The following is a 25,932-nucleotide window of genomic DNA, read 5'->3' on the forward strand; positions in this document are numbered from 1 at the left end:
GGTCTCTCTATTGTTCCTGAGGCGCCGGGTTCGGACTGTCCGCCGGCTGCACGCTGTTGTTGATGACGAGCGGCGTGCCGTTCTTGAGCTTGAGCTGCCCGCTCGTCACGACCTGGGTGCCGGCGTCGACGCCTTTAAGGATCGCAACCTGGTCGCCGCGTGTCGGGCCTGGCGTGACGAACACCTGCTGCGCGATGGGCAGCGTCTTGCCCTGCGCGTCAGGTTGGGTGCCCGGCTTGACGACGAACACGGTCGCGCCGTAAGGGTTGTACGTGATGGCTGTTTGCGGCAGCGTCAGATAGCGCTGCCCAGCGCCCGCGTCGATCTTCACATTCGCGTACATGCCCGGCAGCAGCTTGCGCTCATGATTGTCCACGCTGGCTTCGATCTGCACGTTGCGCGTGGCGCTGTCGACTTTCGGGCTGACCGACTGGATCTTGCCCACGAACGTTTGCCCGTTGTAGGCATTCGTGTCGACTACGATGGTCTGGCCGATCGCGAGCTGGCCGAGCTGCTGCTGCGGCAGGGTGAAATCGGCGTAGATCGGATCGATTGCTTGCAGCGTGACGATCGCATCGCCCGGATTGATGTACTGCCCCGGATTGATCGTGGTGATGCCGAGGCGCCCCGCAAACGGTGCGCGGATAGTTTTCTTTTCGACCAAGGCGGCCTGTCCCGCGACTTGCGCCTTCTTGCCCTTCAGGTCGGCGGCGTCCGCGTCGAGCTGCGCCCTGGCGATCGCCTTGATGTCGTACTGCGCCTTGTCGCGCGTGTAGACCGTCTGTGCGAGTTCCGCGGCGGCCTGTAGCGACTGGAGCAGCGCCACGTCGCTGTCGGCATTGAGTCTGACAAGTATTTGCCCGGCTTTCGCTTCCTGGCCCGAGTTGAATGCCACCTCGCGCACGAGGCCCGCCACTTCGGTGGTGACATCGACGCCGCGCACGGCGCGCAGGCTGCCAACCGCCGCGAGCTGCGGCTGCCACGATTGATAGCTGGCGACGACCGCGGAGACGGTGGCGGGCGGCGCCGCGTTGCTCGCCATGAACTTGCCGAACATGTACATGCGGAACTGGTTGAATCCGACGAGTGCGGCCAGCAGCAGGCCGACACAGATCAGCATGATCACCAGCCGCCTTGCCATCGGTTTTTTCTCGGTCATCGTGATGTCCTTGCAGGGCATTGGGCGAAGCGCCGGACGGTTCCTTCCTTCGTTCTTTCCCTTCTGACAGCGCATGTTGCAAAGCGCGGTGAAGCGGGTGTCCCGTCGGGCAACATCAATGCGTCGTTGCGGCGGCGGCCGGCGCAGCGGCATTCCACCAGCCGCCACCGAGCGCCTGGAAGAGGGCGGCGGTGTCGGCGTAACGGGATGCCTGTGCCTGCGCGAGGCTCACCACCGTTTGCTGGTACTGGCGTTGGGCGTCGAGAAGCGACAGGTAGCTCACTCCGCCGACGCGATACTGTCCGCGTGTCAGTTCCAGCGAATCGCTAGCGGAGCGCCAGGCGTCGGTCTGCGCTTTCAGGCCGGCTGCGTCGTGATCGAGCGCGCGCAACGAGTCCGCGACGTTCTGGAACGCCAGCAGCACCGTTTCACGATATTGCGCATCGGCCTGCTCGTACGCCGCCTCGGCCGCGCGCTTCTGCGCACTCAGTTGCCCGCCGTGGAAAACCGGTTGCAGCAGGCCGGCGCCCAGGCTCCAGATCGTGCTGCCGGCTTTGAACACCTGGGCCGGCGTCAGGGCCTCGGCGCCGTAGCTCGCGGACAAGGTGATCTGCGGATACATCGCCGCGGTCGCCACGCCGATTTGCGCGCTGGCCTGATGCAGCACGGCGTCGGCAGCGAGGATGTCGGGCCGCTGCTGCACAAGGGCCGACGGGAGACTGACCGGCAGGGTCTCGGGCAACGAGAACATCTCGAGCCTGAATTCGGGCAACGCGGTGTCGCTGGGCAGTTTGCCGGCCAGCACGGCGAGCTGGTGACGCACCTGGTCGAGTTGCTGGCGCAGCGGCGGCAGCGTTGCGCGCGTCTGTGCCAACAGGGTCTGTTGCGCGAGTACCGCCGTGCGGCCCACGCCCCCCAGGTCGAATTGTTTGCCGAGTACGCCCAGTTGCTCGTCTTCTTCCGCGGCGATCCGCTCGGTTGCCTCGATCTGGGCGCGTAGTGACGCCTCCTTGACGGCCGCGGTCACCATGTTGGCTGACATCGCGAGATAGGCGGCCTGCAACTGGAATTGCTGGTAATCGACTTGCGCGTGCAACGCTTCGAGTTCGCGCCGCGTGCCGCCGAACACGTCGAGTTTGTACGACACGTTCACCGATGCGTTGTAGAGATTGAACTCATCGACAACGCCGGGCTGGCCGAACGCGATACCGTTCAATTTTTCGCGCGTGGCGCCAAGCTGCGCGTCGACGCTGGGCAAAAGGGTTCCGCCCGCTTGCGCCGAGAAGTTTTCGCGCGCCTGCCGTAACGCGGCTTGCGCCGCGGCGATGTTCGGGCTGTTCACGAGCGCCTGGCGGATCAGCGCATCGAGCGGCTCGCAATGAAAGAGCGCCCACCAGGCGGCGGGAATGTCCTGTCCCGGCACAAAGCGCTGCGCGAGGCCGGCGGCCCCTGGAGCGGAGGCCGTCTGCTCGGGCAGGGGCGAGGGGGTGTAGGTGTCGGTAGCGGGTGCGGGGGGCGTGCGGTAATCGGGACCGACCATGCAGCCGGCCACTGCGGCGCAGCCGCATAGTGCGACGCACAGGCGCCGCGGCCGGACAATACGCGGGTTGACGTCGATCATCGATCCACCTTATATCGCCTGCGTTTAGACTAAACGAGGGAGCGGGCGCGGATATTCAGGCAACGTGAACTTTCAATGCTTCTTTTCCTGACGCCGGAATTGATACCGTGCGGCAAGATATCTACGCGTAGCCTAGCATGGTCGATTGCCGCGCGTGGCGCACGAGATCACGTAGTCGGTGCGCTCTATGGCCGTTCAGGCGGCTCCTGCATGGCGAGGGATTTCCCTGGGGGCGACGAACCGGCAATGGGCGGGACGCAAGCCATTGTCACGGTTCGCCATGCGCGGGCTGAAACGGCGCGTTGCGCGTCACCTTTTGTGATGCCGCCACCAAACTGCATGGGAATGCAGTGGATCGGTCTGCCAGTCCGGGTTCCGTTCGTGGGCACGTTCGGCTACTTCATGCGCGAGCAGGATGATGGTGAGAAGAAAAAGACCAGCCAGTCCAGAAAAAATGTCGATCAGATCGGCAACGGATTCATATGACTGAGGGCGAAACACCGATCCAACCAGCCGGATTGCGACGTTGACAAATTCATTCATGGCGCCTCCCGATGCGAACAGGGCCATGCATCTATTTTAGTGAATCGAGCGCGCATCATCATGAAGGTGCGCTGCCGTTGCGGCCATGTGGCCCACGGGTATTTTGGATTGTCGTCTCACATCATGCCCCCCATGCTTCCGGTGCCGCCCACCCCGGCCCCACCGGCCCCACCGGCCCCACCGGTTCCGCCTGTGCCGGTACCTGGCGATGTCGCAAGCGGATTTGCGGCCCCCATCGTGACCATGAGTGTGACGGCGACAGCGTCCGGTTCGCCGTTGGTGTCGATTGCGCCGCGAGCGAGGAGCGCTTCCAGATCACTGTCCTCGCCTGGTTGGCCGACGGTGAATGCGGTGCTCAGAAAATTGGGCGTGGAAAGCGTAACACCGTACTTCTGCTGCAGACCCCGGACGACAGCGGCCTGCGCAGCCAGAACGTCGGCTTGATTGTCCAGCGTCTGCTGAAACTGCGTGTTTGCCGTGAAGCCGGCGATGAGCCCGCTTTCATTCGTACCGAGTTGCGCCGCCAGATACGACAACAGCAGATCCGTCTCCGGTGTCACGTTGTACGTGCCGCTAGCGAACGCTGCGGAATGCAGCATCGTCCCGCCCGAAGTCGCGGCGATCATGCACGGCATCAATGCGCCGAACGTCGCGTGGTAGTTTCCGTTCGCATCTGCTGCGACCGACATCGAGCCCCGCGCGCAGTTTATGCTAACGGTCGCGTTCGCGAGTGCCTTGCCAGTTGCCGCCGTACCGGTGATCGAAATCATCGACGTGCTGCTTGTGCCACCACCACCACCGCCGCCGCCGCAGCCGGCGAACAACGCAACGGATGCAGTTAGCAACCCTGCGCTGACAGAACGAATGACGTGCTGTTGTCGAGTGCTCATCGAAGTCTGCCGGTGGTTCGTACTACCTCTAAACGATCCGGCGCGGCGTCTATTCCGTCCTTCGCGCATAAATTGACGATGCGAAAGCGTGGCGAAGTCGTCCAGACAAATGCTTTCGAAAAACTTTCGTCTGCCAGGAATCATTCTCATCCTGGCGCGCGCATTTGGCTGGCTCTGGATGGACCCGCTCGCCGGTGTCATCGTCAAGTATGACTAATCATCCTGCCGGGTGGGCGTGGCCGCTATCGCTCATCGTCCGGGCTTCGTCGTATTCGCGCTTCTCAGCAACGACCGGTGTTCCCTCGATCAGAGATCTGATCCGCTCCTGGTCGACCGGTGTCGCCGGGTTGTAGACAACCATCTGAAGGTCCGGCCGCCCGTCGACCGCGAAGGATGAGTATTCCAGCGAGATGGGTCCGAGCACAGGGTGGCGCAGTTGCTTGACCCCATCGCCGTGGGTCCGAACTTCATTGTCCTGCCACATGGCGGCGAACTCGGGACTTGCGCGGCAGAGTTCGTCGACGAGCGGTGCCACCTCGGCGTCGGCGCCTGCGCGCGCGGCATCGACCCGGAAGGCGCCCACCACGAAGCGCGCCACGGTTGCCCAATCGAACTGCGCGGCACGGACGCGGGGATCGCAGAAAATCATGCGCAGGATGTTGCGTTTTTCGGGAGGCAGGGAGCCGTAATCGGTGAGCACCGCGGCAGCCGCGCGGTTCCAGGCAACCACGTCCCACGTCGCAGTCCTGACGATCGCCGGGCTGTAGGGCAGCGCATCGAGCAGGCGCTGCAGTCGCGGTGTGATCGGGTCGCTGCCGCGATAGTGGACTTCAGGCGGATGGCCGAGGCCGAGCAGGAACACGTGTTCACGCTCGACCTCGGTCAGCATCAATGCCTTCGCGATGCGGTCCAGCACGTCCGCCGACGGATTGCCGCCGCGCCCCTGCTCCAGCCAGGTGTACCAGGCTGCGCTGATATTGGCGCGCTGCGCCACCTCTTCCCGGCGCAGTCCAGCCGTCCGCCGCCGGCCACCGGAAATGCCGAAGGACGCTGGATCGAGCTTGGTCCGCCGGTTCTTCAGATAGTTGCCGAGCCGGTTGCCGCTTTCATCGTCGTTCATGTGGGCCATACGTAACCTGTCAGGACGTATACGCGGATAATGTTGCCACTTTAACAGGATGATTTTGCCTCGTAGATGGCTCTCAATCAATCGGATTGGGAGATCGTCACGTGCGAGTCTTTGTTACGGCATCGCTTCGATGCTGCCCGTGCTTTCCGGGTCGTGCTTGGGCGCGGTGCTATCGATGGCCCCTGTCATGCAATTGTCGAAGAGGGCGTGCCGTTCAGAGCGATCGCGGAGGTGATTGGCCGCCGGCTCGCCATATCGGTCGTTGCGAGGTCTCAGGACGAGGCAGCGGAGCATTTCGGGTTTCGAGGATCAGCATGGCATGCTCCAAATCCCGGCTGATAACATGACGCTCACCCTGTTAGCGCGAGAACCCCATGAGACTGAAAAACCGCGTTGCTCTGATTACCGGTGCCCAGCGAGGCATTGGACATGCAATAGCCACAAGGTTCGTAGCCGAGGGCGCAAAGGTGGTGCTCGCTGACGTAACGGACGCGACCGCCGAAGCAGAAGCGCTATGCGCCTCGGGCAGCGAAGCCTGTTACGTTCGTGCGGATGTGTCGCTGGAATCCGACGTGAGTGACATGGTGCGTCAGGCTGAAGCCCGATTCGGACAGGTGGACATTCTGGTCAACAACGCGGGCATCGAATTCGCGAAAACCGTTCTCGACACGACCGTTGCGGAATGGGACCGGCTGATGGCGGTCAACCTGAAAGGAGTCTTCTTATGTTCGAGAGCCCTCATCCCGGCGATGCAGAAGCGCGGTCAGGGCGTCATTATTAACGTTGCGTCCGAACTGGGGCTCGTTGGCGAAGCCAATGTGGCGGCCTACTGCGCCTCAAAAGGCGGCGTGGTGATGTTGACCAAGGCGATGGCGATTGACCACGGTCGCAGCGGTATCCGGGTGAACTGCCTGTGTCCCGGACCCGTCGCGACGCAATTGCTGGAGGATGTGTTCTCCAGCAGTCCCGATCCGGCCGGCCTGCGACGCTCGTTCGAAGCGGCAACGGTGCTAGGGCGAATCGGTTCGCCTGACGAGGTTGCCAGCGCGGCCGCCTTTCTGGCGAGCGACGATTCGGCCTTCATGGCCGGCGCGAATCTCGTCATCGACGGGGGATGGACCGCGCGGTAAGTCTGGACCGCGACATGCTTACTCGTGCCGGTCAATCGCTGAATGTGGCTGAAGACGGCCCACGATATCCGCCCGTATCGAGACTGTCCGCGATCGTGTTGCTGCAGGGTAAAAAATAACGAAACCTGAACTCACGACAGCGCATCGAGCAGTCCGTACCACGCCACGCCCGCACTGATATAGAACCGCTGCAACGCGTGGAGCGGAACCGGCTCGATTGACGTTGGTGGAAGCGGTAAGCCGCGTGTCGTCCCGCCTATCAAAGCGGCCAGATGCTTTCCTAACGTCGTCGCCATTGCAATACCGCGTCCGTTGTAGCCGAGCGCGATGGTCATGCCTTCTGCCGGCAAATGCACGTGCGGCAAAAAATTGCGTGTAATGGCGATGCGGCCTGCCCATCGGTATTCGTACTCGATGTCCTTCAGTTGTGGAAACATCAGCTTGGCGGCACGCTCGAGATGCGCCCAATCCGCGGCGCTACGCGGCTCGCGAAAGGGTCCGCGCCCGCCCATCAGCAGACGCCCGCGCGCATCTTTGCGGAAATAGAGCAACAGGCGCCGCGAATCGGAAGCCACTTCGCCACCGGGCAGAATCGTTGCGCCAATATCGTCGGGCAGCGGCCTCGTCGCGACTATGAAGCTATTGGCCGCGATCACTGATTGGGCGAGGCGCGGCCAAAGACCATCGGTATAACCGTTGGTTGCCAGCAGGATCTGTTTCGAATCGATGAGCGAACCCTGCGCCGTGCGAATTCGCCAGCCTTTCGGGCTGCGCTCCACGCTCGCGGCACGCGTTCCGCCGTGGATCGCCGCGCCTGCCGTTTGCGCCGCGCGCGCAAGGCCGCGTGCGTAGCTCAACGGATGCACGCTGCCCGCACGCAGGTCGACCCAGCCGCCAACGAATGCATCCGTGCCGAGCCGCGTGGATATCTGCGTACGGTCGAGCAGTTCGACCGGCGCGCCGCGCGCTTCCCATTGCCGGGCCCGAGCATGCAGCGTGCTGAGCAGCTTGCTCGAATGGGTCGGCTGAATCCAGCCGGCGCGCGTCGCATTGCACTGAATGCCGTGGCGCTCGATCAGATCGAAAACCGAATCCGCGGCGCCGCCCGCCATTTGCACAAGCGCATCGCCATCGCGTGGGCCGTAGCGTCGGATGAGTTCATCAGGATCATATTTCAGGCCTGGGATCACCTGGCCGCCATTGCGGCCGGACGCTCCCCAACCGGGCTCGTTGGCATCGATCACGCAGACTCGTAAGCCCTGTTCCGCCAGATGCAAGGCCGTCGACAAACCCGTGTAACCGGCGCCGACGATCGCGACGTCCGTCGTGACCGAACCATCGAGCGGCGGCGTATCGACAGCGGGTTCCGCTGTCGTGGCCCAGAGAGAGGGAGGCAACGGCTTTGCAACTTCGTGCAGGCTCATGATGGTATTCAAATCCGGGGTGCTTCGGTAAGCGCGGGCATCTTGCCGAGAAACTCGCGTGTGCGAGGATTGCGCGGACGCTCGAACAGATCGGCGGCGGACCCTTCCTCATGGATCGTGCCGTCATGAAGAAAACACACACGGTCGGCCACTTCGCGAGCAAAGCCCATTTCGTGCGTGACGACGATCATGGTCATGCCGTCGTCGGCAAGCCGGCGCATGACGCCAAGTACTTCGCCGACCAGCTCCGGGTCAAGCGCCGAGGTGGGCTCGTCGAAAAGGATCGCTTTCGGTTCCATGGCGAGCGCGCGCGCAATCGCCACACGCTGTTGCTGTCCGCCCGACATTTCAGCCGGATAAGCGTCCATCCGGTGCGCGAGGCCGACCTTGTCGAGCAGATGCCGCGCCCGCTCGCGAGCCCGTGCACGCACTTCCTTCCTGACGAATACGGGACCCTCGAACACGTTTTCCAGCGCGGTTCGGTGCGGAAACAGATTGAATCGCTGGAACACCATGCCGACCTGCGCGCGCAGATCGTGGATCTGCTTTGACTTCGCGTCGACAGCGTTGCCTTCGACGGTGATCGTGCCGGCGTCATGCCGTTCCAGTCCGTTGATGCAGCGAAGAAGCGTCGATTTGCCCGATCCCGACGGACCGATCAGACACACGACCTGGCCACGTTCGACACTCAGACTGACGCCTTTCAGCACGTGCTGATCATGAAAGCGCTTGTGAATCGAATCGACCTTGATCATCGTTTTCCCTTCAATCCGAGGCGGCGTTCGATCCGCCGCAATCCATAAACGAGCGGCAGGCTGAGTCCGAGGTAAAGCAGCGCGACCAGCGTGAACACCGTCATGTTCTGAAACGTCGACGACGCGATGAGCTGTCCGGCGCGCGTCATTTCGGCGACGGTGATCGTGGATGCGAGCGATGAGTCCTTGAGCATCATCACGAGGGTATTGCCGTACGGCGGCAGGGCGATCCGGAACGCCTGCGGCAACACCACGCGCCGCATGATCATCGCGCCCCGCATGCCGATCGACTGCGCTGCTTCGATCTGCCCGTGATCGATTGCCTGGATGCCCGCGCGAAAGTTTTCCGCCTGATACACCGAATACGCGACGCCAAGGCCGATGAATCCCGCCTGGAACGCCGACAACTGCACGCCGAGATCGGGCAGCACAAAATAAATGTAGAAGAGCTGAACGATGATCGGCAGCCCGCGGATCACGTTGATAAAAGTCGCGGCGGCGTTTGATACGACGCGGTTGTGGGACACGCGCATGAGCGCGAGCACCAGGCCGAGCAGGGTGCTCAGAATGAACGAGCAGAAGGTGATCTCGATCGTGACCACCGCACCTTTTAGCAGGATCGGCAGAAACTCGATGGCGTTCTGGAAGAACATGGCGAACCGTCCTTATTCTGAAGGCGACGTCATTCCACCTGCCACTTCTTGACGATTTGCATGAGCGTACCGTCGGCCTTGATCTTTCTGATGCCGGCATTCAACTGTTCCAGCGTCGCCGTGTCGCCCTTGCGCACGACGAAACACACCTGGCCTTTCACCGACGGCTGATATCCGCTGACGAGGCGCAATTGCGGATTCGGATTGTGCTGAAGCTGGTAGGCCAGAATCGGATGGTCGCCGAAGCCCGCCTTGATGCGGCCGAGTGCAACGTCGCGCATGATGTCGGCGACGGAGTCGTAGGTGCGAACCTCCTTAAAAATGCCTTTCTTGTTCAACGCGTCGACGAACGCGGTGCCGACCTGCGCGCCGACGACCTCGCCCTTGAGGTCGTCCATTGAGGTGTACTGGCCTTTATCGTCGGCGCGCACGATCAGACCTTCGCCATAGGAGTACACGGTGTCGGAGAAATCGACGACCTGCTCGCGCGCCGGCGTCTTCAGCATGGCGGCCGAGATGATGTCGATCTTTTTCGTGGTCAGCGACGGAATCAGCGAGGAGAAGGTGGTCTGCTCGATTTTCACGTCGAAGCCCGCAGCCTTGCCTGTCGCGGTAATCGCATCGACCAGCAGGCCCTGAATCGAATTGCTCTTCACGTCGAGAAAGGTGAACGGCACACCGGTGGCTGTCGCGCCGATCTCGTACGTGGTGGCGGCCACCGACAAGGCCGGCGCACCGGCGAGCAGCAATCCTGTTGCAAAGACACCTGCGAAGCGTTTGGCAAACTGGAACATGAGTCTCTCCACGAGTTGACGACGGCCGATCGGAGTATCGGTACCCATCAGTTGATGAATGATATTCGAATCAAAAATATCGACAAACGAAATTTGCGTATCGATATTCGATATGATAGAGTCGACGGCAGGTGAAAACAATTGGGTGATTCCATGACACGCAAGACGCTCGGCGCTCAGCCGGAAGCGCCCCCCGAGCCGGAGGAAACGCCGGACGCACTGTTCAATCAGTCGCTGGAGAAGGGAATCGCGGTGCTGCGCGCGTTCAGCGCCCAGCGCAGGTCAATGACGCTGCCGGAAGTCGCGGAGGCCACGTCCATCACCAAAAGCTCCGCGCAGCGCATGATCTACACGCTGGAGAAGCTCGGCTATGTGAGAAAGCATCCGCGTACCCGGCGATATCAACTGGCGCCGCGTGTGATGCAGATCGGCTTCAACTACCTGGCCGCCGACACGCTGATCGACGTCGCCAATCCGTTTTTGTCCGAACTCACCAATGTCACCGGCGAGACGACCAATCTGACCGAGCCGGACGGCGTCGACATGGTCTACGTGGCGCGCTTCGTCTGTATGAAGTTCGTGCCGATTCACATGCCGATCGGCAGCCGCATTCCGATGTACTGCACGGCATCGGGGCGGGCCTATCTCGCGGCGCTCCCGGAAAACGAATCACGTGCGCTGCTGCTGGCCAGCGATCGCGTCGCGCATACGCAGTACACCGTGACGGATCTCGACGAAATCGAGACGCGGCTCGCGCTTGGGCGGCGCAATGGTTACGCGCCGAACCGCGAGGAACTGTTCATCGGCGATATGACGATCGCGGCGGCCGTGCTCGACGGGGAGCGCCGGCCAGTCGGTGCGGTTCATGTCGTCGCGCCGACGAGCCGGTGGACACCGGCGGAAGCGGAGGCACGGTTGGCGCCCGCCGTGATCGATTGCGCGCGCGGTATCAGTAACTCGATCAGGACGCTGGCCTGAGGGTTGAGGGCGGGCACCGCCGAGCGGGCGCGCTCAGGGAAACGCCGGAATCGTCGGATCAGTGCCCTCGATATCCGCTTCCGGATGACGACTCTTGACCAGTGCTTCGATTACCTCGACACGGTCTTTCCCGACGTCGACCATCATCAGCAATTCGCCCTTTTCAATCGCCCTTTCGACCCGCTTCAGCAACAGTTCGTCGATGATTGACTTCCCATTCTTCACATCGGGCAATAGAAAATAAATGCGCCGCATGTCAGGTCTCATATCGTGAACAATCGCCGGTTAGTTTCGGCGACGAGACGAAGTCTGCCGCCACGATAACGCACGATAACGGCCGGTTCACACGTTATTCATCTCAGACATCGAAATACAGATAGAACTCCCACGGATGCGGGCGCAATTTGATCGTATCGATCTCGCGTTCGCGCTTGTAGTCGATCCAGGTCTGGATCACGTCTTCGGTGAAAACATCGCCCTTGCGCAGAAACGCGTTATCGGCTTCCAGCGCGGCGAGGGCCGCGTCCAGCGAGCCAGGCACCTGCCGTATATTGGCGGCTTCTTCAGGGGGAAGGTCGTAGATGTTCCGGTCGAGCGGATCGCCCGGATCAGTCCGGTTTTCAATACCGTCGAGTCCGGCCATCAGCATCGCCGCAAAAGCGAGGTACGCGTTGGCCGAGGGGTCCGGACAGCGGAATTCGACGCGCCTTGCGTTAGGCGAATCCGAATACATCGGAATGCGTGCCGCGGCGGAACGGTTGCGCTGCGACATGGCCAGATTGACGGGCGCTTCATACCCTGGAACCAGACGCTTGTATGAATTGGTGGTCGGCGCGCAAAAGGCCATCAGCGCGGGGGCGTGCTGCAACAAACCGCCGATGTACCAGCGGCACAGGTCGGAGGTCAGCGCCCAGCCGTTGGCGTCGTAGAAAAGATTCTCTCCATCTTTCCATAGGCTCTGATGGCAATGCATGCCGCTCGCGTTGTCGGCAAATAGCGGCTTGGGCATGAAAGTGGCCACTTTCCCATGCCGGCGCGCCACGTTCTTGCACACGTACTTGTAGATCATCACGTTGTCGGCCATTCGCGTGAGGCTTGCAAATCGCATGTCGATCTCGTTCTGGCCTGCCGTCGCGACTTCATGGTGATGCACTTCAATCTGTACGCCCGCTTGTTGCAGCGTCAGCGCGATCTCCGAGCGGATATCCTGCAGCGTGTCGTGCGGCGGCACCGGGAAATAACCTTCCTTGTAGCGCTGTTTGTAGCCGAGATTGCCGCCACCGTACGCACCCTCGTCGCGACCGGTGTTCCACTCGCCCTCGGCCGATTCGACATAGTAGAAGCCGCAGTGCTGATCCTGGCCGAAGCGGATGGAGTCGAAGATGAAGAACTCCAGTTCAGGCCCGAAATAGCAGGTCGTTGCAATGCCGCTCTGGCGCAGATAGGCCTCCGCCTTGTGCGCCACATAGCGCGGGTCGCGCGAATAGCGCTGCTGCAACACGGGATCGACCACGTCGCAGATGATCGACAGCGTGGGCGTGTCGCAAACCGGATCGACAAAGGCCGTGGCCGGATCGGGCCTGAGCAGCATGTCGGATTCGTGGATCTCCTGAAAGCCGCGGATCGACGAACCGTCGAAGCCGATCCCGGCCTCAAACAGGTCCGGGTGAACTTCGGGAAGTGTGATCGAGAAGTGCTGCCAGAGGCCCGGGAGGTCGGTGAATTTCAGGTCGACGATCTGGATATTGGTGTTCTGCAGCAGATCGATTACATCGTTCGCGCTTCCCGGTCGAGTGACGTCGAAGCGACCCGCGTCGACCGATACCGTGAAAGGCGATCCGGAACCATGTTGCGTCGTGGACATTGGCGACCTCCCTTACCGGCCCTTTGCCTTTGGTCCAACTTTAGCCTGTCCTCAAGCTAAAACAAGCCAGGCTCGCAAGCCAGCCCCGCACCGCGCTACCGGTCTCCGGCCAGCCCCTTCAGATAGGCTTCGCCGGCATCTTGCGCCGCAGCGCGCATGGCGAACGTGTCGTCCGAAACCAGTGAACGTTTAACCTTTTGTGCTCCGAAGTCGACCAGCGTAATGATCCAGACATACTCGCCGGCCTGCTCGGCCGTTTGCACGAATGCACGCACGTCTTCGCTGTCGTTTGCCTGTGTGTTCATTGTGACCTCCTGAGAAAGAGTCGCGGAAAGAGTACGGCTCGCGTTCCGGATGATGGCCTGATTTATGGGAGTTTGCCGATAATCGCGCTGCATTCGTCCTTCGTGAACGCACGGAGCGTTTGCGTACGCACATTGCCCGCGGACCCCAGCGCGTAGCCGAATGCCGCGAAGCTTTGCTCATCGGGCGCGTCGACGATCGTGACAATGTCATATTTACCCACGGTCCAATAGATCTCTTTCATTTCACAGCCAAATGTCCTGGCTAACTCTGCCGCTTGACCGGCCCGCTGAGGGCTGTTTTTGATGTTGCGAATACCCTGATCGGTGAATTGTGCAAGAACCACATATGTCGCCATGACGATTCCCCTTACGATTGGTGCGAGACGGGATTCAGACGCGCAAGCCGACCCGCGAATGCTGGTGCGATCGCGGGCTTCGAAAGTGTTTTGCGCGTAATCTGAGTGTAGGCAATGGAAGCGCGTGCGGCGCCACAAAAGGCATTCCCGCGTTGGGGTTGGCCGTTGGACCGGCTGGTTTTGCGCGCCCGGTTCTCCGAAAAATGTTGAAAATTACTTTGTGAAACAATCGATATTTTTCCAACGAGAACGGAAGGCAGCGATGGCTGACAATCACAACAAGAGCCTGGACATCCGAAGACTTTCCCCGGCAGAGTGGACGCAAGCCTTTCCTGTAATCGCTCAATTGCGCTCGCTTGACGAAGCCGAATTTCTCAGGCGGGCGAGGCGGCAATCGCATTCCGGCTACGAGCTTGTCGGCGCCTTCCAGGACGGCAAGCTGATTGGCGTGATGGGGATGAGGCCCGTCCACACGTTGGCGCGCGGGTCACACTTGCACATCGATGACCTCGTTGTCGATGCGGCAATACGGGGCAGCGGTGCGGGTCGCGCCTTGATGGAATATGCGGAGACCGACGCGCGTGCTCGCGATATGACTGCGGTGTTTCTCGACGCGCGGCCGGACGCCGTTCCCTTTTATGAACGGCAGAATTTCGCATTGCATTCAGCGCCGTCGATGAAAAAAATGCTCTCGTCTTCGTAGAGGCAAAATGCGTTGCCGCCAAGGCCATTGCATCAGCCGGTAGCGCGTTGCAGTTTTACAAGGTCGTGGCGAACGCGACGGCGCTCGGCCGTGCAGGCTTGCCGGACGACATCGGGCCTATGATTGCGTCGTTGCTGTCCGACGATAACCGCTGGGTCAACGCCCAGCGTAGTGAAGTCTCGGGTGGCATGTCGATCCAGGCTTAACCTGGGTATTGGCCAACAGCAGTTCCTCGGCATTGTTCGGCGGGCGCAGACCATCTGACCTGCCCATAAAGTAGCGCTGCGTAAGATCGGCCGCCGAGGCGTGCCTTGCTTCTTTAAAGCCTGCTTCGTTGGCCAGCGCCAGGATATCCGGCGGAGCGAAGAAGCTGAGGAACGGCGTGCCGCTTGCTCGCGCGCCTTTCTCCGCCATTTCAAGCCCGGGACGTACTTCGGGGTCCGCCAGTTCCAGCGGAAGCAGGAACGTCATGGCGAGTGTCGATCCTGGCGCGAGCGCCGCGACTTCGCGCAGCGCTTCCGCGTAAGCATTCCCGCGAGGACAATGGTAATCTTGCGCCGCTTCAGTCAACAAGTTCGATCAACACCCCGACACTCAACCGGCCGGCACGGCATCTTCCGCGCCGGCATCCAACACCGACCGAAAGAGCAATCATGACAAGTTCCATCTACAGCGCATCCGTCCCGGTTTTCAAGCAAATGCTGACCGCATTGTCCGAGGTGCTGAAGAAAGCCGAAGCACACGTCACCGACAAGAACATCGAGCCGAACGCGCTGCTGCAGGCGCGCCTGTTCCCGGATATGTTTCCCCTCGTGCGTCAGGTGCAGATCGCTGCCGATTTCGCCAAGGGCGTTAGCTCGCGCCTGGCCGGCGTGGAGGTGCCGTCGTGGCCCGACACGGAAGTCACGTTTGCCGACCTGCAAGCGCTGATCGCCAAGGCGTTGACCCACATCGGCGCGCTCGAGGCCGCTCAATTCGACGGTAGCGAGAACAAGGAAATCGTCCTGCGTCCGGGCACGCCGAAAGAGAAGAAGCTGGTCGGCAGCGCCTATCTGCAAAACTATGGCCTGCCGCAGTTCTTCTTCCACGTGACGACGGCCTACGCGATTTTGCGCCACAACGGCGTCGAAATCGGCAAGCGCGACTATATGGGTTCTTACTGATCGTCCGCGCGGGGGGAGGCGAATGAACAGCCGGCCCACGTCACCCCCGGCGCAAATTGACAGACGAGAGATATGAATTTCAGAGCCATTAGCCTTATAGCAATCACCTGCTTTGCGTGTGCCACACCAGTCGTTAGCCACGCGGCGGACGATCAGCAAAACAGAATCAGTCAGACAGTCACCCGCGCCATACAACCGGTCATGGCGAAAGACGGGATCCCCGGCATGGCAGTTGGGATCGTCGACGGTGACAAACACTACGTATTCAACTATGGCCTCGCGTCGACGGAAGCAAGGAAGCCAGTCACAGGTGACACCTTGTTCGAACTGGGTTCGGTCAGCAAGACCTTGACGGCGACGCTCGCGTCCTATGCGCAGGTGCGTGGCGATTTATCTTTGTCGGATCAAACGGGCAAGTACCTCCCGTCTCTGCGAAATAGCGCGTTCGGCAAAGTCAGCCTTCTCAATCTGGGCACCCACACGCCCGGAGGGCTCCCCTTGCAGGTGCCGGACACCATCCGCAACAACGATCAGTTGATGCTTTATTTCAGGCAGTGGCAACCGACCTACGCACCGGGAACCTATCGCACTTACGCCAATCCCGGCATCGGCGCGCTCGGCCTGATAACGGCAAAGAGCATGGGTCAGGATTTCAGCGGGCTGATGGAAAATCATCTGTTTCCCGCGCTTGATATGAAGCGCAGCTACATCAACGTTCCCGCGGGGAAACTGAACGACTACGCTCAGGGCTACACGAAACAAGGTACGCCGATCAGAATGGCACCCGGGGAGCTGTCCGATGAGGCCTACGGCGTCAAGACCACGGCTGCCGACATGATCCGTTTCGTAGAAGCCAACATGAATCTGGTCCAGTTGGACCCGAAGCTCCAGCGTGCGATCACGGATACCCACACCGGATACTTCAAAGCCGGGGCGATGACCCAGGATCTGATATGGGAACAATATCCGTATCCCGTCAATCTGCAGACGCTTCTGGATGGAAACTCACCGGCGATGATCTTCAACGCAACGCCGGTTAGTGAAATAACCCCGCCGCAGGCACCTCGTGACGACGTCTGGATCAATAAGACCGGCTCGACCAACGGCTTCGGCGCGTACGTCGCGTTCATTCCGCAGAAGCGGCTGGGGATCGTCATCCTCGCCAACAAGAACTTCCCGATTGAGGAGCGGGTAACCGTTGCATACCGGATTCTCACGTCGCTGGCCAACAACGAACGATGAGTGCGCAAACCGCAATCATCGACCGTAGTCCTTAAGGAGAACAACCAATGAGCCGCCCCGATTTCATCAAGCATTGGACTGAACTGGAAGAACCGGACGCGCATTGCTATCGCGGCGATACCGAGAAAATGGCGCTAGACGCGCCACTTTCCGACGCGCTCGGCATTACGCGTATCGGCATTCATCACGTGAGGCTTTTGCCTGGCCGGCGGACCTCCTATCCGCATGCCGAAAGTACCGAGCAGGAGTTTGTGTACGTGCTCGAAGGCAAGCCCGATGTCTGGATCGACGGCGTGCTTCATCCCATTGCTGAAGGCGATTCCGTTGCATTTCCGGCAGGCACTGGCATCTGCCATACCTTCATCAACAATACGAAAGACGAAGTTCGGCTGATGGTGATCGGTGAACGCCCGCGCGACGACAACCGCATTCGTTACCCGCTCAACGAAGCGCATGAACGGACCCGCGCGGACCGCTGGGTGGACTGGCCCGCGCGACCGCTCGGCGACCACAACGGGATGCCGGACTGAGGCTTGCGGCCGGAGCGGAGCCCTGCAAATATTGGCGATTCAGGCTAGGCTACCCGCTGGGCGGTTTTTTGAGTTGCAACGAACTTGCAACGAACTTGCAAAGAGCCGGCCGTGCCCCAGGTTATTCCAGTCAGGAAAGCAATGAAACAACAGCTAAGAATCGATTTTGTCTCCGATATCGCATGCCCGTGGTGTGCAATCGGCCTGTCGTCGCTCGAGCTTGCACTCTCGCGCTTAGGCGATACGGTCGAGGCACAAGTCGTCGTGCATCCCTTCGAGTTGAATCCGGAGATGGGGCCGGAAGGCGAGGCCATTGTTGATTATCTCGGCAAGAAATACGGACGCACGCCGGCGCAGATCGCCGAAACGCAAGCCATGATCCGCGAACGCGGCGCAAGCGTCGGCTTTACCTTCGGCGCGCGTACGCACGTCTACAACACCTTTGATGCGCACCGCCTGATGCATTGGGCCGGTATCCAAGGCAAGCAGTTGCCGCTCAAACTGGCCTTGCTGCGCGCCTATCATTCCGAGGGCAAGGACCCGAGCAATCACGAAGTCCTGGTCGAAGCGGCCCAATCCGTGGGGCTCGATGCCGCGCAAGCAAACGAGGTACTGCGAAGCGGAGTTTATGCCGACGAGGTTCGTGCTGAAGAACGGGAATACCAGGCGAAGGGCATTCAATCCGTGCCGGCGATCATCTTCAACGGCCGCTATCTGGTGAGCGGCGGACAACCCGTGGAAACGTTCGAGCAGGTCATCGAGCAGATTCTGGCCGAAGCGTAGGGTGGATTTCCGGCGCTCGGTGTGTCACCCGGCACGCGCCCTCAGCCGGATTTCGCATGGCATCGAGGCCGGCGAACCGGCCTGAAATGATCGTCAAATAGTGGGAAATTGGTGCGTGATACGTTTCCGTACGATATTAGGGAATGCCTAATTGAGTCGCGCGCATCCAGCGGCGTAAAATCGTGGCACATCGGTTTGGGGGCACCAGGCAATGCGTCTGGCTTCTCGTTGCGATTTGAGCCGCGATTTCCGCCGCGCTTTTAGCCACAATTCCCGGCGACGCCCGGCACAGCGGCACCCACGGCTTTTTCGACCCGCTCCTCGCCATGACGGTAGCGGCGGTCGCGGCATTGTCGTTCAGGCCGCGCCATGATCCCGCTCATTTCCGTCAAAAGGCTCAACAAGAGCTTTCCCGGCGTGAGGGCGCTTCACGAAGTCCAGCTCGAGCTCATGGCAGGCGAAGTGCATGCGCTAATGGGCGAGAACGGCGCCGGCAAGTCGACGCTGATGAAAATCCTCGCCGGCGTCTACACCCGGGACACGGGTGAAATCCTCTATGACGGCCAGGCGGTCGAGTTCCTGAGCCCGCGCGAGGCGCAGGCCATGGGTGTCGGCATCATTCATCAGGAACTGCAGTTGATGAATCATCTGACCGTCGCCCAGAATATGTTCATCGGCCGCGAGCCGCGCGGACGCCTCGGCCTGTTCCTCGACGAAGACAAGCTCAACGCACAGGCGCACGACATTCTTGCCCGCATGCATGTGAATCTCGACCCGCGCGCAGTTGTCAGCACCCTCACTGTGGCCAGGCAGCAGATGGTCGAGATCGCCAAGGCTTTGTCGTTCGACTCGCGCGTCCTGATCATGGACGAACCCACTTCGGCGCTCAACGACGCCGAGATCGCCGAACTCTTCCGCATCATTCGCGAGCTGAAGAACCGGGGCGTGGGCATCATCTATATCTCCCACAAGATGGACGAACTGAAGCAGATTGCCGACCGCGTCACCGTGTTGCGCGACGGAGAGTATGTGGCCACTGTCACTGCGCGGGACACCAGCGTCGAAGCGATCATCGGCATGATGGTTGGGCGAACGCTGACCGACGTTACGCCTTCTCACAGCGCGGCAGACAAAGGCGAGGTCGCGCTCGAAGTGAAGAATCTGAACGCCGGCCCGCTTGTCAGGGACGTGAGTTTCGCGTTGCACAAAGGCGAGATATTGGGCTTTGCCGGCTTGATGGGCGCCGGCCGCACCGAGGTCGCCCGCGCGGTGTTCGGCGCCGATCCGATCGAATCGGGCGACATTGTCGTGAGCGGCGTGAAGGCGACAATCAGGAATCCGAGCGATGCGGTGGCGCGCGGCATCGGCTATCTCTCGGAAGACAGGAAGCGCTTCGGCCTTGCGACCAACATGAACGTCGAATCGAACATTGTGATGTCCAACTTGCGCAAATTCCTGTCGCTCAACTTCTTCTTGCGCCGTGCGCAGATACGCCGGACCGCCTCCCATTTCATCAAACTGCTCGCCATTCGGACACCCTCCGCGACGCAGGAAGTGCGGCTTCTCTCGGGCGGCAATCAACAGAAAATTGTCGTCGCGAAATGGCTCGAGCGCGACTGCGACGTGCTGTTCTTCGACGAACCGACGCGGGGCATCGACGTCGGCGCGAAAAGCGAAATCTACAAGCTCCTGCGCTCGCTCGCCGAGCAAGGCAAGGCGATCGTGATGATCTCGTCGGAACTGCCGGAAATCTTGCGTATGAGCGACCGCATCGTTGTGATGTGCGAGGGCCGCATTACCGGCGAACTCTCCGCCACGGAGGCGACGCAGGAGCGCATCATGCAACTGGCGACGCAGCGCGAAACCTTAAAAGCGGCGTGAGCCTCGAGAGGTCTATTTCATGACACTGCCATCGGATACGTCGGCGCTGGGTAACAAGGAACGATCCTCGGGCCTGAGAGCCCGCGTTTTCAAGCCGGCCGCTCTGCAAAAACTGCTGGCCTTCGGAAGCCTGATCCTCCTGCTGGTGTTTTTCAGCTTCGCGTCTCCCGCGTTCATGCAAATGGACAATATGCTCGGGATTCTGCAGGCGACGGCAGTCAACGGCGTTCTGGCGATCGCCTGCACGTTCGTTATTATCACCGGCGGCATCGACTTGTCCGTTGGCACGTTGATGACGTTCACGGCGGTGATTTGCGGCGTGTTTCTGACCTATTGGCATTTGCCGATGTGGACCGGCGTGCTTGCCGCGATTGGGACGGGCGCGATCTGCGGGACCATTTCGGGCACCCTCACGGCGAAAATGAAAATACCGCCGTTCATTGCCACCTTGGGCATGATGCTGCTGCTGAAAGGCCTTTCGCTCGTCGTCTCGGCCGACAAGCCGATCTATTTCAGCGACACCGAAAACTTCTACAGGATCTCGCAGGATTCGCTGATCGGCTATGTGCTCCCGAGCCTGCCGGTGCCGAATGCGGTTCTGATTCTGTTTTTTCTCGCGGTGACGAGTTCGATCACGCTTAATCGCACGGCGCTCGGCCGCTACACATTTGCACTCGGCAGCAACGAAGAAGCGGTACGCCTTTCCGGCGTGAATGTCGACCGGTGGAAGATCGCTATTTACGGCATGGCCGGGGCAATTTGCGGCGTCGCCGGGTTGCTGATCGCCTCGCGGCTGAATTCCGCCCAGCCGGCGCTCGGGCAAGGCTATGAACTTGAAGCGATCGCCGCCGTGGTGATCGGTGGAACTTCGCTTAGCGGCGGCGCGGGCACGATTCTGGGAACGATCATCGGCGCGTTCATCATGAGCGTGCTGACCAACGGCCTGCGCATCATGTCCGTCGCTCAGGAATGGCAGATTGTGGTGACCGGCCTCATCATCATTCTCGCGGTGTATGCCGATATTTTGCGGCGCAAGAAAAGCTGACGAAGGCTGACGCTGCGCGTTACAAGATCAAGAAAAGGGAGCGCCAAAGGCTCCCCCAATGGCTGAAGGTCGATGGCCCACTTAGGAGGAGAAACCCCATGTTGAAAAGAAGACTAATCGGTGTCGTGGTCGGCGTTGGCGCGCTCATTGGCGGGGCGAGTGTTACCTACGCGCAGGACACCTACATCCCGTTGATCTCGAAAGGCTTCCAGCACCAGTTCTGGCAGGCCGTCAAATCCGGCGCGGAGCAGTCGGCCAAGGAGCATAACGTCAGGATCACCTTCGAGGGGCCGGAAACCGAGGCCATGGTCGACAAGCAGATCGATATGCTTTCGGCCGCGCTGGCCAAGAAACCCCAGGCGCTCGGCATCGCCGCGCTCGATAGCAAAGCGGCCATTCCGCTGTTGAAGCGGGCGCAGGCCGCCAAAATACCTGTCATCGCCTTCGACTCCGGCGTTGACAGCGACATCCCGCTGACCACGTGCGCGACCGACAATCTTGCAGCGGCCGCGCTCGCCGCCGACAAGATGGCGGAGGCGATCGGCAATGCCGGTGAAGTCGGTCTGGTTGTACACGATCAGACGAGCCGCACGGGTATCGATCGCCGCGACGGCTTCCTGAATGAGATGAAAGCGAAGCACCCGAACATCAAGATCGTCTCAGTCCAGTATGGCGGTGGCGATCACTTGAAGTCGGCGGAAATCGCCAAGACGATGATCCAGGCCAACCCCAATCTCAAGGGCATTTTCGGCGCGAATGAAGGCTCGGCAGAAGGCGCCGCGATTGGCGTCAAGGAATCGGGCAAGAAACTCGTCCTGATTGGTTACGACTCCGGCAAAGAGCAGAAGGACGACATCAATTCGGGCTTGATGGCCGGCGCGATCACGCAGAACCCGGTCGGCATCGGCAAATGCGTGGTCGACTCTGCAGTGAAAGCGTTGAAGGGCGAGAAGCTGCCCACGAAGGTCGACACGGGCTTCTACTGGTACGACAAGAGCAACATGAGCGATCCCAAGATCGCCGCCGTACTCTACGATTGACCGTCGCCACCAGGCGCGAAGGCGGAGGAGGGAGCGCGGCGCTCCCTCCTCTTTGCCGCTCCACGTCGCGGGGGGCGGGAAGGTGGCCGCAAAGAGGGCAGGCGAGCACACGCGGCGCTCTTTGCTTATAAGCAGAAATCGATAGCTGCCGCAGAGGAGGGTGTTCAGATGCCCACGATCACAAAGCTGTCCGTCCGGGACATTCGCTTCCCGACCTCGCGTTCACTCGACGGCTCCGACGCGATGAACGCCGCGCCGGATTACTCTGCTGCCTACGTGACGCTCGAAACCGATTCGCCGAAGGGGCTCACAGGCCATGGCCTTACCTTCACCATCGGGCGCGGCAACGAGATTTGCGTGACTGCGGTGCAGGCGCTTGCGCCGCTCGTCGTCGGCAAAACGCTCGAGGATATCGCCGCGAACATGGGCGCTTTCTGGCGCGCGTTGACGTCGGACAGCCAGCTGCGCTGGATCGGCCCGGACAAGGGCGCCATTCATCTGGCAACGGCGGCTGTCGTGAACGCGGCCTGGGACCTGTGGGCCAAAGCGCAAGGCAAACCGGTATGGAAGCTGCTGGTCGACATGAGCCCGGAAGAACTCGTGCGCTGTCTCGACTTCCGCTATGTGACCGATGCGATCACGCCGCAGGAAGCCATTGCCATGCTGCACCGCCATGCAGGGACGCGGGGCGAGCGCGAAAAGGAAATGCTGGCGCACGGCTATCCGGCTTACACGACGTCGGCCGGCTGGCTCGGCTACGACGACGACAAGATCCGGCGGCTCGCGCGCGAAGGCGTTGCGCAGGGCTGGACGCACTTCAAGCAGAAGGTGGGCGGCAATCTCGAAGAGGATATGCGCCGTGCTCGCATCCTGCGCGAAGAAATCGGCGAAAACCTCAAGCTGATGATGGATGCGAACCAGGTATGGGATGTCGATGAAGCGGTCGCGAATATGCGGCGCCTGGCGCAATTCGATCCGTGGTGGATCGAGGAACCCACGAGTCCCGACGACATTCTCGGCCACGCGGCCATCCGCCAGCGGATTCGGCCCATTGGTGTGGCGACGGGCGAGCACTGCCATAACCGGGTGATGTTCAAGCAGTTGCTGCAGGCAGAGGCCATCGACTTCTGTCAGGTCGACAGCTGCCGCCTGGGCGGTCTGAACGAGGTCATCGTCGTGCTACTGATGGCGGCGAAATTTGGCGTGCCCGTGTGTCCGCATGCCGGCGGTGTCGGATTGTGCGAGTACGTCCAGCACATTTCGCTGTTCGACTATATCTGCGTGTCGGCGTCGCTGGAAAACCGGGTGCTCGAGTACGTGGATCATTTGCATGAGCATTTTGTCGATCCGGTCGTGATCCGAAACGGGCGTTATATGCCGCCGCAACGTGCGGGCTACAGCATCGAAATGCATGCGGCGTCGCTCGATCGGTATGCGTTTCCCCAAGGCCCGGCCTGGTGGGGCTGAGGCGGTACGCCTGGCGGCGTTGGCGGTTAGGGCCGGTAGCAGCCCATGGCGGTGATGCGCAATTCCTTCAATACGCAGTGGCCGATGGTATATGTTGAATGGATGGCGTCCCGGCCTACGGGCAAAGAGAAAAGCCACCTCCGCGGAAGACAGGGTTTGCAAAACATCAGAAGAATTCGGCGTCGCGTTCAGCACTGACTGCGAGAGCGCTAACCAGGAGCGAGACATGGGCCCGTCAGTATCCACCGTGCCCGACGCAGGCCATTCCGGCGGGCGCGGGCATCACCGGCCGGCGATGCCCGCCCTTGCGCTTGCGGCGTTGGGCGTTGTGTATGGCGACATCGGCACCAGTCCGCTGTATACGCTGCAGACCGTGTTCGATCCAGCCAATGGTTTGTCGCTCAATGCACTCAATGTGGTCGGCATCGTCTCGCTGATCGTCTGGTCGCTGATTGTTGTCGTCTCGCTCAAGTACGTCACGCTGATTCTTCGCGCGAATAACCATGGCGAGGGCGGCATCATGGCACTGCTGGCGCTGGCCGCGTCGTCGGTCATTACGCGGCCGCGCTTGCGCCATACGCTGCTCGGTGTCGGCATCATGGGTGCAGCGCTCTTCTACGGCGACAGCGTGATTACGCCCGCGATCTCGGTGCTGAGCGCGGTCGAGGGACTGGAGGTCGCGGCGCCGTTTCTCAAGACCTGCGTGATTCCAGTGACGCTGGTGGCGCTGGTCACATTGTTCCTGATGCAAAAGCGCGGCACCTCCGGTATCGGCATCGTGTTCGGACCTGTCATGGTGCTCTGGTTTCTCGTGCTCGCCGTGGTGGGGGCCATCAACATATTGCGGGTGCCGGCGATTCTCGTTGCGCTCAATCCACTCTCGGGGCTGGAATTTTGCCTCCGTCACCGGTCGCTCGCGTTCGTTGCGCTGGGCGCGGTCGTTCTGTCGTTGACGGGCGCGGAAGCGCTGTATGCCGACATGGGGCATTTTGGCGCGAGGCCGATCCGGCTGACGTGGTTCGCCCTGGTGTTTCCCGCCCTCGCCTTGAACTATCTGGGGCAAGGCGCGCTGTTGCTTGCCGATCCGGGCGCGCTGCAGAATCCGTTTTACAAGCTGTTCCCGCAATGGTCGCTGTATCCGATGATCGCGCTGTCGACGGTCGCGACCGTCATTGCGTCCCAGGCCGTCATTTCGGGTACGTATTCGATGACCAAGCAGGCGATGCAACTCGGCTTCCTGCCGCGCATGAACGTCGTCTACACGTCGGAAAGGGAAATGGGGCAAATCTACGTGCCAGGAATCAACTGGACGTTGCTGGCTGCAGTCGTGGCCGCCGTGATCGGCTTCGGTTCGTCTACGGCACTCGGTTCCGCGTACGGTATCGCCGTCACCGGCACGATGCTGATCACGACCATCCTGACGTTCTTCGTCATTCGCTACGCATGGCATTACAACTGGCTGCTATGCGTGTTCGCGACGGTATTCTTCTTCGTGATCGACGCGGCGTTCTTCTCCGCTAACTTGCTGAAGATTGTGCAGGGCGGCTGGTTCCCGCTTCTGGTCGGACTGATTATCTACACGATCATGGCGACCTGGGGACGGGGCCAGGAGATCATGCGTATCGAAGCGCGCGCGAGGGCCGGGACGATGCCGCTCAAGTCCTATCTGGCCACGCTGCTGGCCCGCTCGCCGGTCAGGGTTGGCGGTACGGCAATCTTTTTGTCACCCGATCCTGATGGCGTGCCGCATTCGTTGATAAACAATCTGACACATAACCGCGTGCTACACAAACGCGTCGTTTTCGTGACGGTGAACAATGAGGAGATACCATGGGTTCCTGATAGTGAGCGAGTGAGCGTGCACCAACTAGATTCGGACTGCTACCAGATCACGATCAACTATGGTTTCATGGACGAGGTCAATCTGCCGCGTGCACTTGAAATTTGCAAGAGAGTTGGCCTGAGCTTCGAGGCGGCGGAGACGTCCTATTTCCTCAGCCGCGCGACCCTGGTGCCTACGCGTGATGGCGGCATGGCGATGTGGCGTGAGCGTCTGTTCTCGGTCATGCTGCACAACGTTGGTAACGTGGCGGCCTATTTCAAGCTGCCGGCCAATCGGGTGATCGAACTGGGCGCGCGCGTGGAAATCTGACAACGGCCGTCGCTTTTGCTTTCGAAAGGCTGGCACGTTTAATGCGGGCTGCAACTGTGTGCCTGTGCTTGCGGCGCCGTATGTGGTTTGACAGCCGATGATGCATCCTGCGGCCTTGGTAAGGCTCGCAGGCATCGGTTTGTTCATACCAGCAATCGTTAGTGTCTTGCGGCCATTGCGCCGGAAGGGCGCCTCCGCGCGGCGCCGCGGGAACATTTTTGCGGTGCGACGTTCAGTGCCGCACAGTTTTTCCTGCAAAGAGGCTTCACATTCGATCGATGCCGCATCAGCCCTGATCGCCAGGAAAACGAGCCATCCAGGGAAG

At 60.9% G+C, this 25,932-nt stretch carries 24 protein-coding genes and 3 pseudogenes; 13 read left to right on the top strand and 14 right to left on the bottom strand.

The window, feature by feature from the left end; translation table 11 throughout:
- Positions 1–7: 7 nt before the first annotated feature.
- The 5 genes from KHO23_RS10700 to KHO23_RS10720 all read right to left on the bottom strand — a co-directional run bounded on the left by KHO23_RS10700 (position 8) and on the right by KHO23_RS10720 (position 5,333).
- A complete protein-coding gene (locus tag KHO23_RS10700; protein ID WP_211610986.1) occupies positions 8–1,159 on the bottom strand; it encodes an efflux RND transporter periplasmic adaptor subunit in 1,152 nt (383 codons plus the stop codon).
- A gap of 115 nt (positions 1,160–1,274) precedes the next feature.
- Entirely contained in the window at positions 1,275–2,780 is a 1,506-nt protein-coding gene (locus tag KHO23_RS10705; protein ID WP_211610987.1) for an efflux transporter outer membrane subunit, read from the bottom strand.
- Positions 2,781–3,089: 309 nt separating this feature from the next.
- Positions 3,090–3,323, bottom strand: a complete 234-nt coding sequence (locus tag KHO23_RS10710) for a hypothetical protein (RefSeq protein WP_211610988.1) — start codon at positions 3,321–3,323, stop codon at positions 3,090–3,092.
- Between the two features lie 116 nt (positions 3,324–3,439).
- Positions 3,440–4,213 carry a hypothetical protein gene (locus tag KHO23_RS10715; protein WP_211610989.1) on the bottom strand — a complete coding sequence of 258 codons (774 nt, stop codon included), beginning with the start codon at positions 4,211–4,213 and terminating at the stop codon, positions 3,440–3,442.
- Between the two features lie 217 nt (positions 4,214–4,430).
- Positions 4,431–5,333, bottom strand: coding sequence for a helix-turn-helix transcriptional regulator (locus KHO23_RS10720; protein WP_211610990.1), 903 nt, complete (start codon positions 5,331–5,333; stop codon positions 4,431–4,433).
- Positions 5,334–5,716: 383 nt separating this feature from the next.
- Between KHO23_RS10720 and KHO23_RS10725 the strand changes: the two genes are divergently transcribed.
- Positions 5,717–6,472: an SDR family NAD(P)-dependent oxidoreductase gene (locus KHO23_RS10725; RefSeq protein ID WP_211610991.1), complete on the top strand. Its 756-nt coding sequence runs from the start codon at positions 5,717–5,719 to the stop codon at positions 6,470–6,472.
- A gap of 131 nt (positions 6,473–6,603) precedes the next feature.
- On the opposite strand, the gene KHO23_RS10730 is transcribed toward KHO23_RS10725, so the two are convergent.
- From KHO23_RS10730 to KHO23_RS10745, 4 genes are read right to left on the bottom strand one after another with little or no spacing between them, the layout of a single operon-like run.
- Positions 6,604–7,896 carry an NAD(P)/FAD-dependent oxidoreductase gene (locus KHO23_RS10730; RefSeq protein WP_211610992.1) on the bottom strand — a complete coding sequence of 431 codons (1,293 nt, stop codon included), beginning with the start codon at positions 7,894–7,896 and terminating at the stop codon, positions 6,604–6,606.
- A gap of 8 nt (positions 7,897–7,904) precedes the next feature.
- Positions 7,905–8,651 (bottom strand): amino acid ABC transporter ATP-binding protein, encoded by a 747-nt coding sequence (locus tag KHO23_RS10735; RefSeq protein WP_211610993.1) that lies wholly within the window; start codon positions 8,649–8,651, stop codon positions 7,905–7,907.
- Complete coding sequence (locus KHO23_RS10740) at positions 8,648–9,304, bottom strand: amino acid ABC transporter permease (protein WP_211610994.1); 657 nt, start codon at positions 9,302–9,304, stop codon at positions 8,648–8,650. Before KHO23_RS10740 ends, KHO23_RS10735 begins: the two co-directional genes overlap by 4 nt.
- A 29-nt stretch (positions 9,305–9,333) precedes the next feature.
- On the bottom strand, positions 9,334–10,098 hold the full coding sequence (locus KHO23_RS10745; RefSeq protein WP_211610995.1) for a substrate-binding periplasmic protein: 765 nt from the start codon (positions 10,096–10,098) through the stop codon (positions 9,334–9,336).
- A 153-nt stretch (positions 10,099–10,251) separates the two neighbouring features.
- Here KHO23_RS10745 and KHO23_RS10750 point away from each other — a divergent pair, with 153 nt between their 5' ends.
- Positions 10,252–11,076 (top strand): IclR family transcriptional regulator, encoded by an 825-nt coding sequence (locus KHO23_RS10750; RefSeq protein ID WP_211610996.1) that lies wholly within the window; start codon positions 10,252–10,254, stop codon positions 11,074–11,076.
- Between the two features lie 33 nt (positions 11,077–11,109).
- On the opposite strand, the pseudogene KHO23_RS10755 reads toward KHO23_RS10750, so the two are convergent.
- The 4 genes and pseudogenes from KHO23_RS10755 to KHO23_RS10770 all read right to left on the bottom strand — a co-directional run.
- Positions 11,110–11,265: pseudogene (locus tag KHO23_RS10755) on the bottom strand (DUF1269 domain-containing protein); the annotation flags it as partial.
- Between the two features lie 169 nt (positions 11,266–11,434).
- A complete protein-coding gene (gene glnA, locus KHO23_RS10760) occupies positions 11,435–12,940 on the bottom strand; it encodes a type I glutamate--ammonia ligase (RefSeq protein WP_211610998.1) in 1,506 nt (501 codons plus the stop codon).
- Between the two features lie 95 nt (positions 12,941–13,035).
- Positions 13,036–13,245, bottom strand: a complete 210-nt coding sequence (locus tag KHO23_RS10765; RefSeq protein WP_211610999.1) for a hypothetical protein — start codon at positions 13,243–13,245, stop codon at positions 13,036–13,038.
- A 62-nt stretch (positions 13,246–13,307) separates the two neighbouring features.
- Positions 13,308–13,601, bottom strand: a complete 294-nt coding sequence (locus tag KHO23_RS10770) for a GYD domain-containing protein (protein ID WP_211611000.1) — start codon at positions 13,599–13,601, stop codon at positions 13,308–13,310.
- Between the two features lie 220 nt (positions 13,602–13,821).
- Here KHO23_RS10770 and KHO23_RS10775 point away from each other — a divergent pair, with 220 nt between their 5' ends.
- Together KHO23_RS10775 and KHO23_RS35015 are read left to right on the top strand one after the other, a co-directional pair.
- Positions 13,822–14,304: a GNAT family N-acetyltransferase gene (locus KHO23_RS10775; RefSeq protein ID WP_236066787.1), complete on the top strand. Its 483-nt coding sequence runs from the start codon at positions 13,822–13,824 to the stop codon at positions 14,302–14,304.
- Between the two features lie 59 nt (positions 14,305–14,363).
- Positions 14,364–14,510: pseudogene (locus KHO23_RS35015) on the top strand (3-oxoacyl-ACP reductase); the annotation flags it as partial.
- On the opposite strand, the pseudogene KHO23_RS10785 reads toward KHO23_RS35015, so the two are convergent.
- Positions 14,461–14,832, bottom strand: a pseudogene (locus KHO23_RS10785) (hypothetical protein); the annotation flags it as partial. The pseudogenes KHO23_RS35015 and KHO23_RS10785 overlap by 50 nt on opposite strands.
- A 125-nt stretch (positions 14,833–14,957) precedes the next feature.
- Between KHO23_RS10785 and KHO23_RS10790 the strand changes: the two are divergent.
- The 9 genes from KHO23_RS10790 to KHO23_RS10830 all read left to right on the top strand — a co-directional run bounded on the left by KHO23_RS10790 (position 14,958) and on the right by KHO23_RS10830 (position 25,607).
- The gene (locus tag KHO23_RS10790) at positions 14,958–15,467 is read left to right on the top strand and encodes a DUF1993 domain-containing protein (RefSeq protein WP_211611001.1); all 510 of its coding nucleotides are present in this window, start codon (positions 14,958–14,960) and stop codon (positions 15,465–15,467) included.
- A gap of 72 nt (positions 15,468–15,539) precedes the next feature.
- Positions 15,540–16,709 (top strand): class C beta-lactamase, encoded by a 1,170-nt coding sequence (gene ampC / locus KHO23_RS10795; protein ID WP_211611002.1) that lies wholly within the window; start codon positions 15,540–15,542, stop codon positions 16,707–16,709.
- Between the two features lie 47 nt (positions 16,710–16,756).
- Complete coding sequence (locus tag KHO23_RS10800; protein WP_211611003.1) at positions 16,757–17,239, top strand: cupin domain-containing protein; 483 nt, start codon at positions 16,757–16,759, stop codon at positions 17,237–17,239.
- Between the two features lie 141 nt (positions 17,240–17,380).
- Entirely contained in the window at positions 17,381–18,022 is a 642-nt protein-coding gene (locus KHO23_RS10805; RefSeq protein ID WP_211611004.1) for a DsbA family oxidoreductase, read from the top strand.
- A 369-nt stretch (positions 18,023–18,391) separates the two neighbouring features.
- Positions 18,392–19,903: a sugar ABC transporter ATP-binding protein gene (locus KHO23_RS10810; protein ID WP_211611005.1), complete on the top strand. Its 1,512-nt coding sequence runs from the start codon at positions 18,392–18,394 to the stop codon at positions 19,901–19,903.
- Positions 19,904–19,922: 19 nt separating this feature from the next.
- Positions 19,923–20,948, top strand: a complete 1,026-nt coding sequence (locus KHO23_RS10815; RefSeq protein ID WP_211611006.1) for an ABC transporter permease — start codon at positions 19,923–19,925, stop codon at positions 20,946–20,948.
- 98 nt (positions 20,949–21,046) lie between these two features.
- Positions 21,047–21,988, top strand: coding sequence for an ABC transporter substrate-binding protein (locus KHO23_RS10820; RefSeq protein WP_211611007.1), 942 nt, complete (start codon positions 21,047–21,049; stop codon positions 21,986–21,988).
- Positions 21,989–22,156: 168 nt separating this feature from the next.
- Positions 22,157–23,455 carry an L-fuconate dehydratase gene (locus KHO23_RS10825; RefSeq protein ID WP_211611008.1) on the top strand — a complete coding sequence of 433 codons (1,299 nt, stop codon included), beginning with the start codon at positions 22,157–22,159 and terminating at the stop codon, positions 23,453–23,455.
- Positions 23,456–23,681: 226 nt separating this feature from the next.
- The gene (locus KHO23_RS10830) at positions 23,682–25,607 is read left to right on the top strand and encodes a potassium transporter Kup (RefSeq protein WP_211611009.1); all 1,926 of its coding nucleotides are present in this window, start codon (positions 23,682–23,684) and stop codon (positions 25,605–25,607) included.
- Positions 25,608–25,932 lie beyond the last annotated feature (325 nt).

Origin of the sequence: Paraburkholderia haematera (assembly GCF_905220975.1) — a bacterium.
GTDB classification, from domain to species: Bacteria; Pseudomonadota; Gammaproteobacteria; order Burkholderiales; family Burkholderiaceae; genus Paraburkholderia; species Paraburkholderia haematera.

Coding starts and splice junctions, on each gene's coding strand:
- KHO23_RS10700 (WP_211610986.1), bottom strand. CDS start 1,159: ATGACCGAGAAAAAACCGATGGCAAGGCGGCTGGTGATCATGCTGATC.
- KHO23_RS10705 (WP_211610987.1), bottom strand. CDS start 2,780: ATGATCGACGTCAACCCGCGTATTGTCCGGCCGCGGCGCCTGTGCGTC.
- KHO23_RS10710 (WP_211610988.1), bottom strand. CDS start 3,323: ATGAATGAATTTGTCAACGTCGCAATCCGGCTGGTTGGATCGGTGTTT.
- KHO23_RS10715 (WP_211610989.1), bottom strand. CDS start 4,213: ATGAGCACTCGACAACAGCACGTCATTCGTTCTGTCAGCGCAGGGTTG.
- KHO23_RS10720 (WP_211610990.1), bottom strand. CDS start 5,333: ATGAACGACGATGAAAGCGGCAACCGGCTCGGCAACTATCTGAAGAAC.
- KHO23_RS10725 (WP_211610991.1), top strand. CDS start 5,717: ATGAGACTGAAAAACCGCGTTGCTCTGATTACCGGTGCCCAGCGAGGC.
- KHO23_RS10730 (WP_211610992.1), bottom strand. CDS start 7,896: ATGAGCCTGCACGAAGTTGCAAAGCCGTTGCCTCCCTCTCTCTGGGCC.
- KHO23_RS10735 (WP_211610993.1), bottom strand. CDS start 8,651: ATGATCAAGGTCGATTCGATTCACAAGCGCTTTCATGATCAGCACGTG.
- KHO23_RS10740 (WP_211610994.1), bottom strand. CDS start 9,304: ATGTTCTTCCAGAACGCCATCGAGTTTCTGCCGATCCTGCTAAAAGGT.
- KHO23_RS10745 (WP_211610995.1), bottom strand. CDS start 10,098: ATGTTCCAGTTTGCCAAACGCTTCGCAGGTGTCTTTGCAACAGGATTG.
- KHO23_RS10750 (WP_211610996.1), top strand. CDS start 10,252: ATGACACGCAAGACGCTCGGCGCTCAGCCGGAAGCGCCCCCCGAGCCG.
- glnA (WP_211610998.1), bottom strand. CDS start 12,940: ATGTCCACGACGCAACATGGTTCCGGATCGCCTTTCACGGTATCGGTC.
- KHO23_RS10765 (WP_211610999.1), bottom strand. CDS start 13,245: ATGAACACACAGGCAAACGACAGCGAAGACGTGCGTGCATTCGTGCAA.
- KHO23_RS10770 (WP_211611000.1), bottom strand. CDS start 13,601: ATGGCGACATATGTGGTTCTTGCACAATTCACCGATCAGGGTATTCGC.
- KHO23_RS10790 (WP_211611001.1), top strand. CDS start 14,958: ATGACAAGTTCCATCTACAGCGCATCCGTCCCGGTTTTCAAGCAAATG.
- ampC (WP_211611002.1), top strand. CDS start 15,540: ATGAATTTCAGAGCCATTAGCCTTATAGCAATCACCTGCTTTGCGTGT.
- KHO23_RS10800 (WP_211611003.1), top strand. CDS start 16,757: ATGAGCCGCCCCGATTTCATCAAGCATTGGACTGAACTGGAAGAACCG.
- KHO23_RS10805 (WP_211611004.1), top strand. CDS start 17,381: ATGAAACAACAGCTAAGAATCGATTTTGTCTCCGATATCGCATGCCCG.
- KHO23_RS10810 (WP_211611005.1), top strand. CDS start 18,392: ATGATCCCGCTCATTTCCGTCAAAAGGCTCAACAAGAGCTTTCCCGGC.
- KHO23_RS10815 (WP_211611006.1), top strand. CDS start 19,923: ATGACACTGCCATCGGATACGTCGGCGCTGGGTAACAAGGAACGATCC.
- KHO23_RS10820 (WP_211611007.1), top strand. CDS start 21,047: ATGTTGAAAAGAAGACTAATCGGTGTCGTGGTCGGCGTTGGCGCGCTC.
- KHO23_RS10825 (WP_211611008.1), top strand. CDS start 22,157: ATGCCCACGATCACAAAGCTGTCCGTCCGGGACATTCGCTTCCCGACC.
- KHO23_RS10830 (WP_211611009.1), top strand. CDS start 23,682: ATGGGCCCGTCAGTATCCACCGTGCCCGACGCAGGCCATTCCGGCGGG.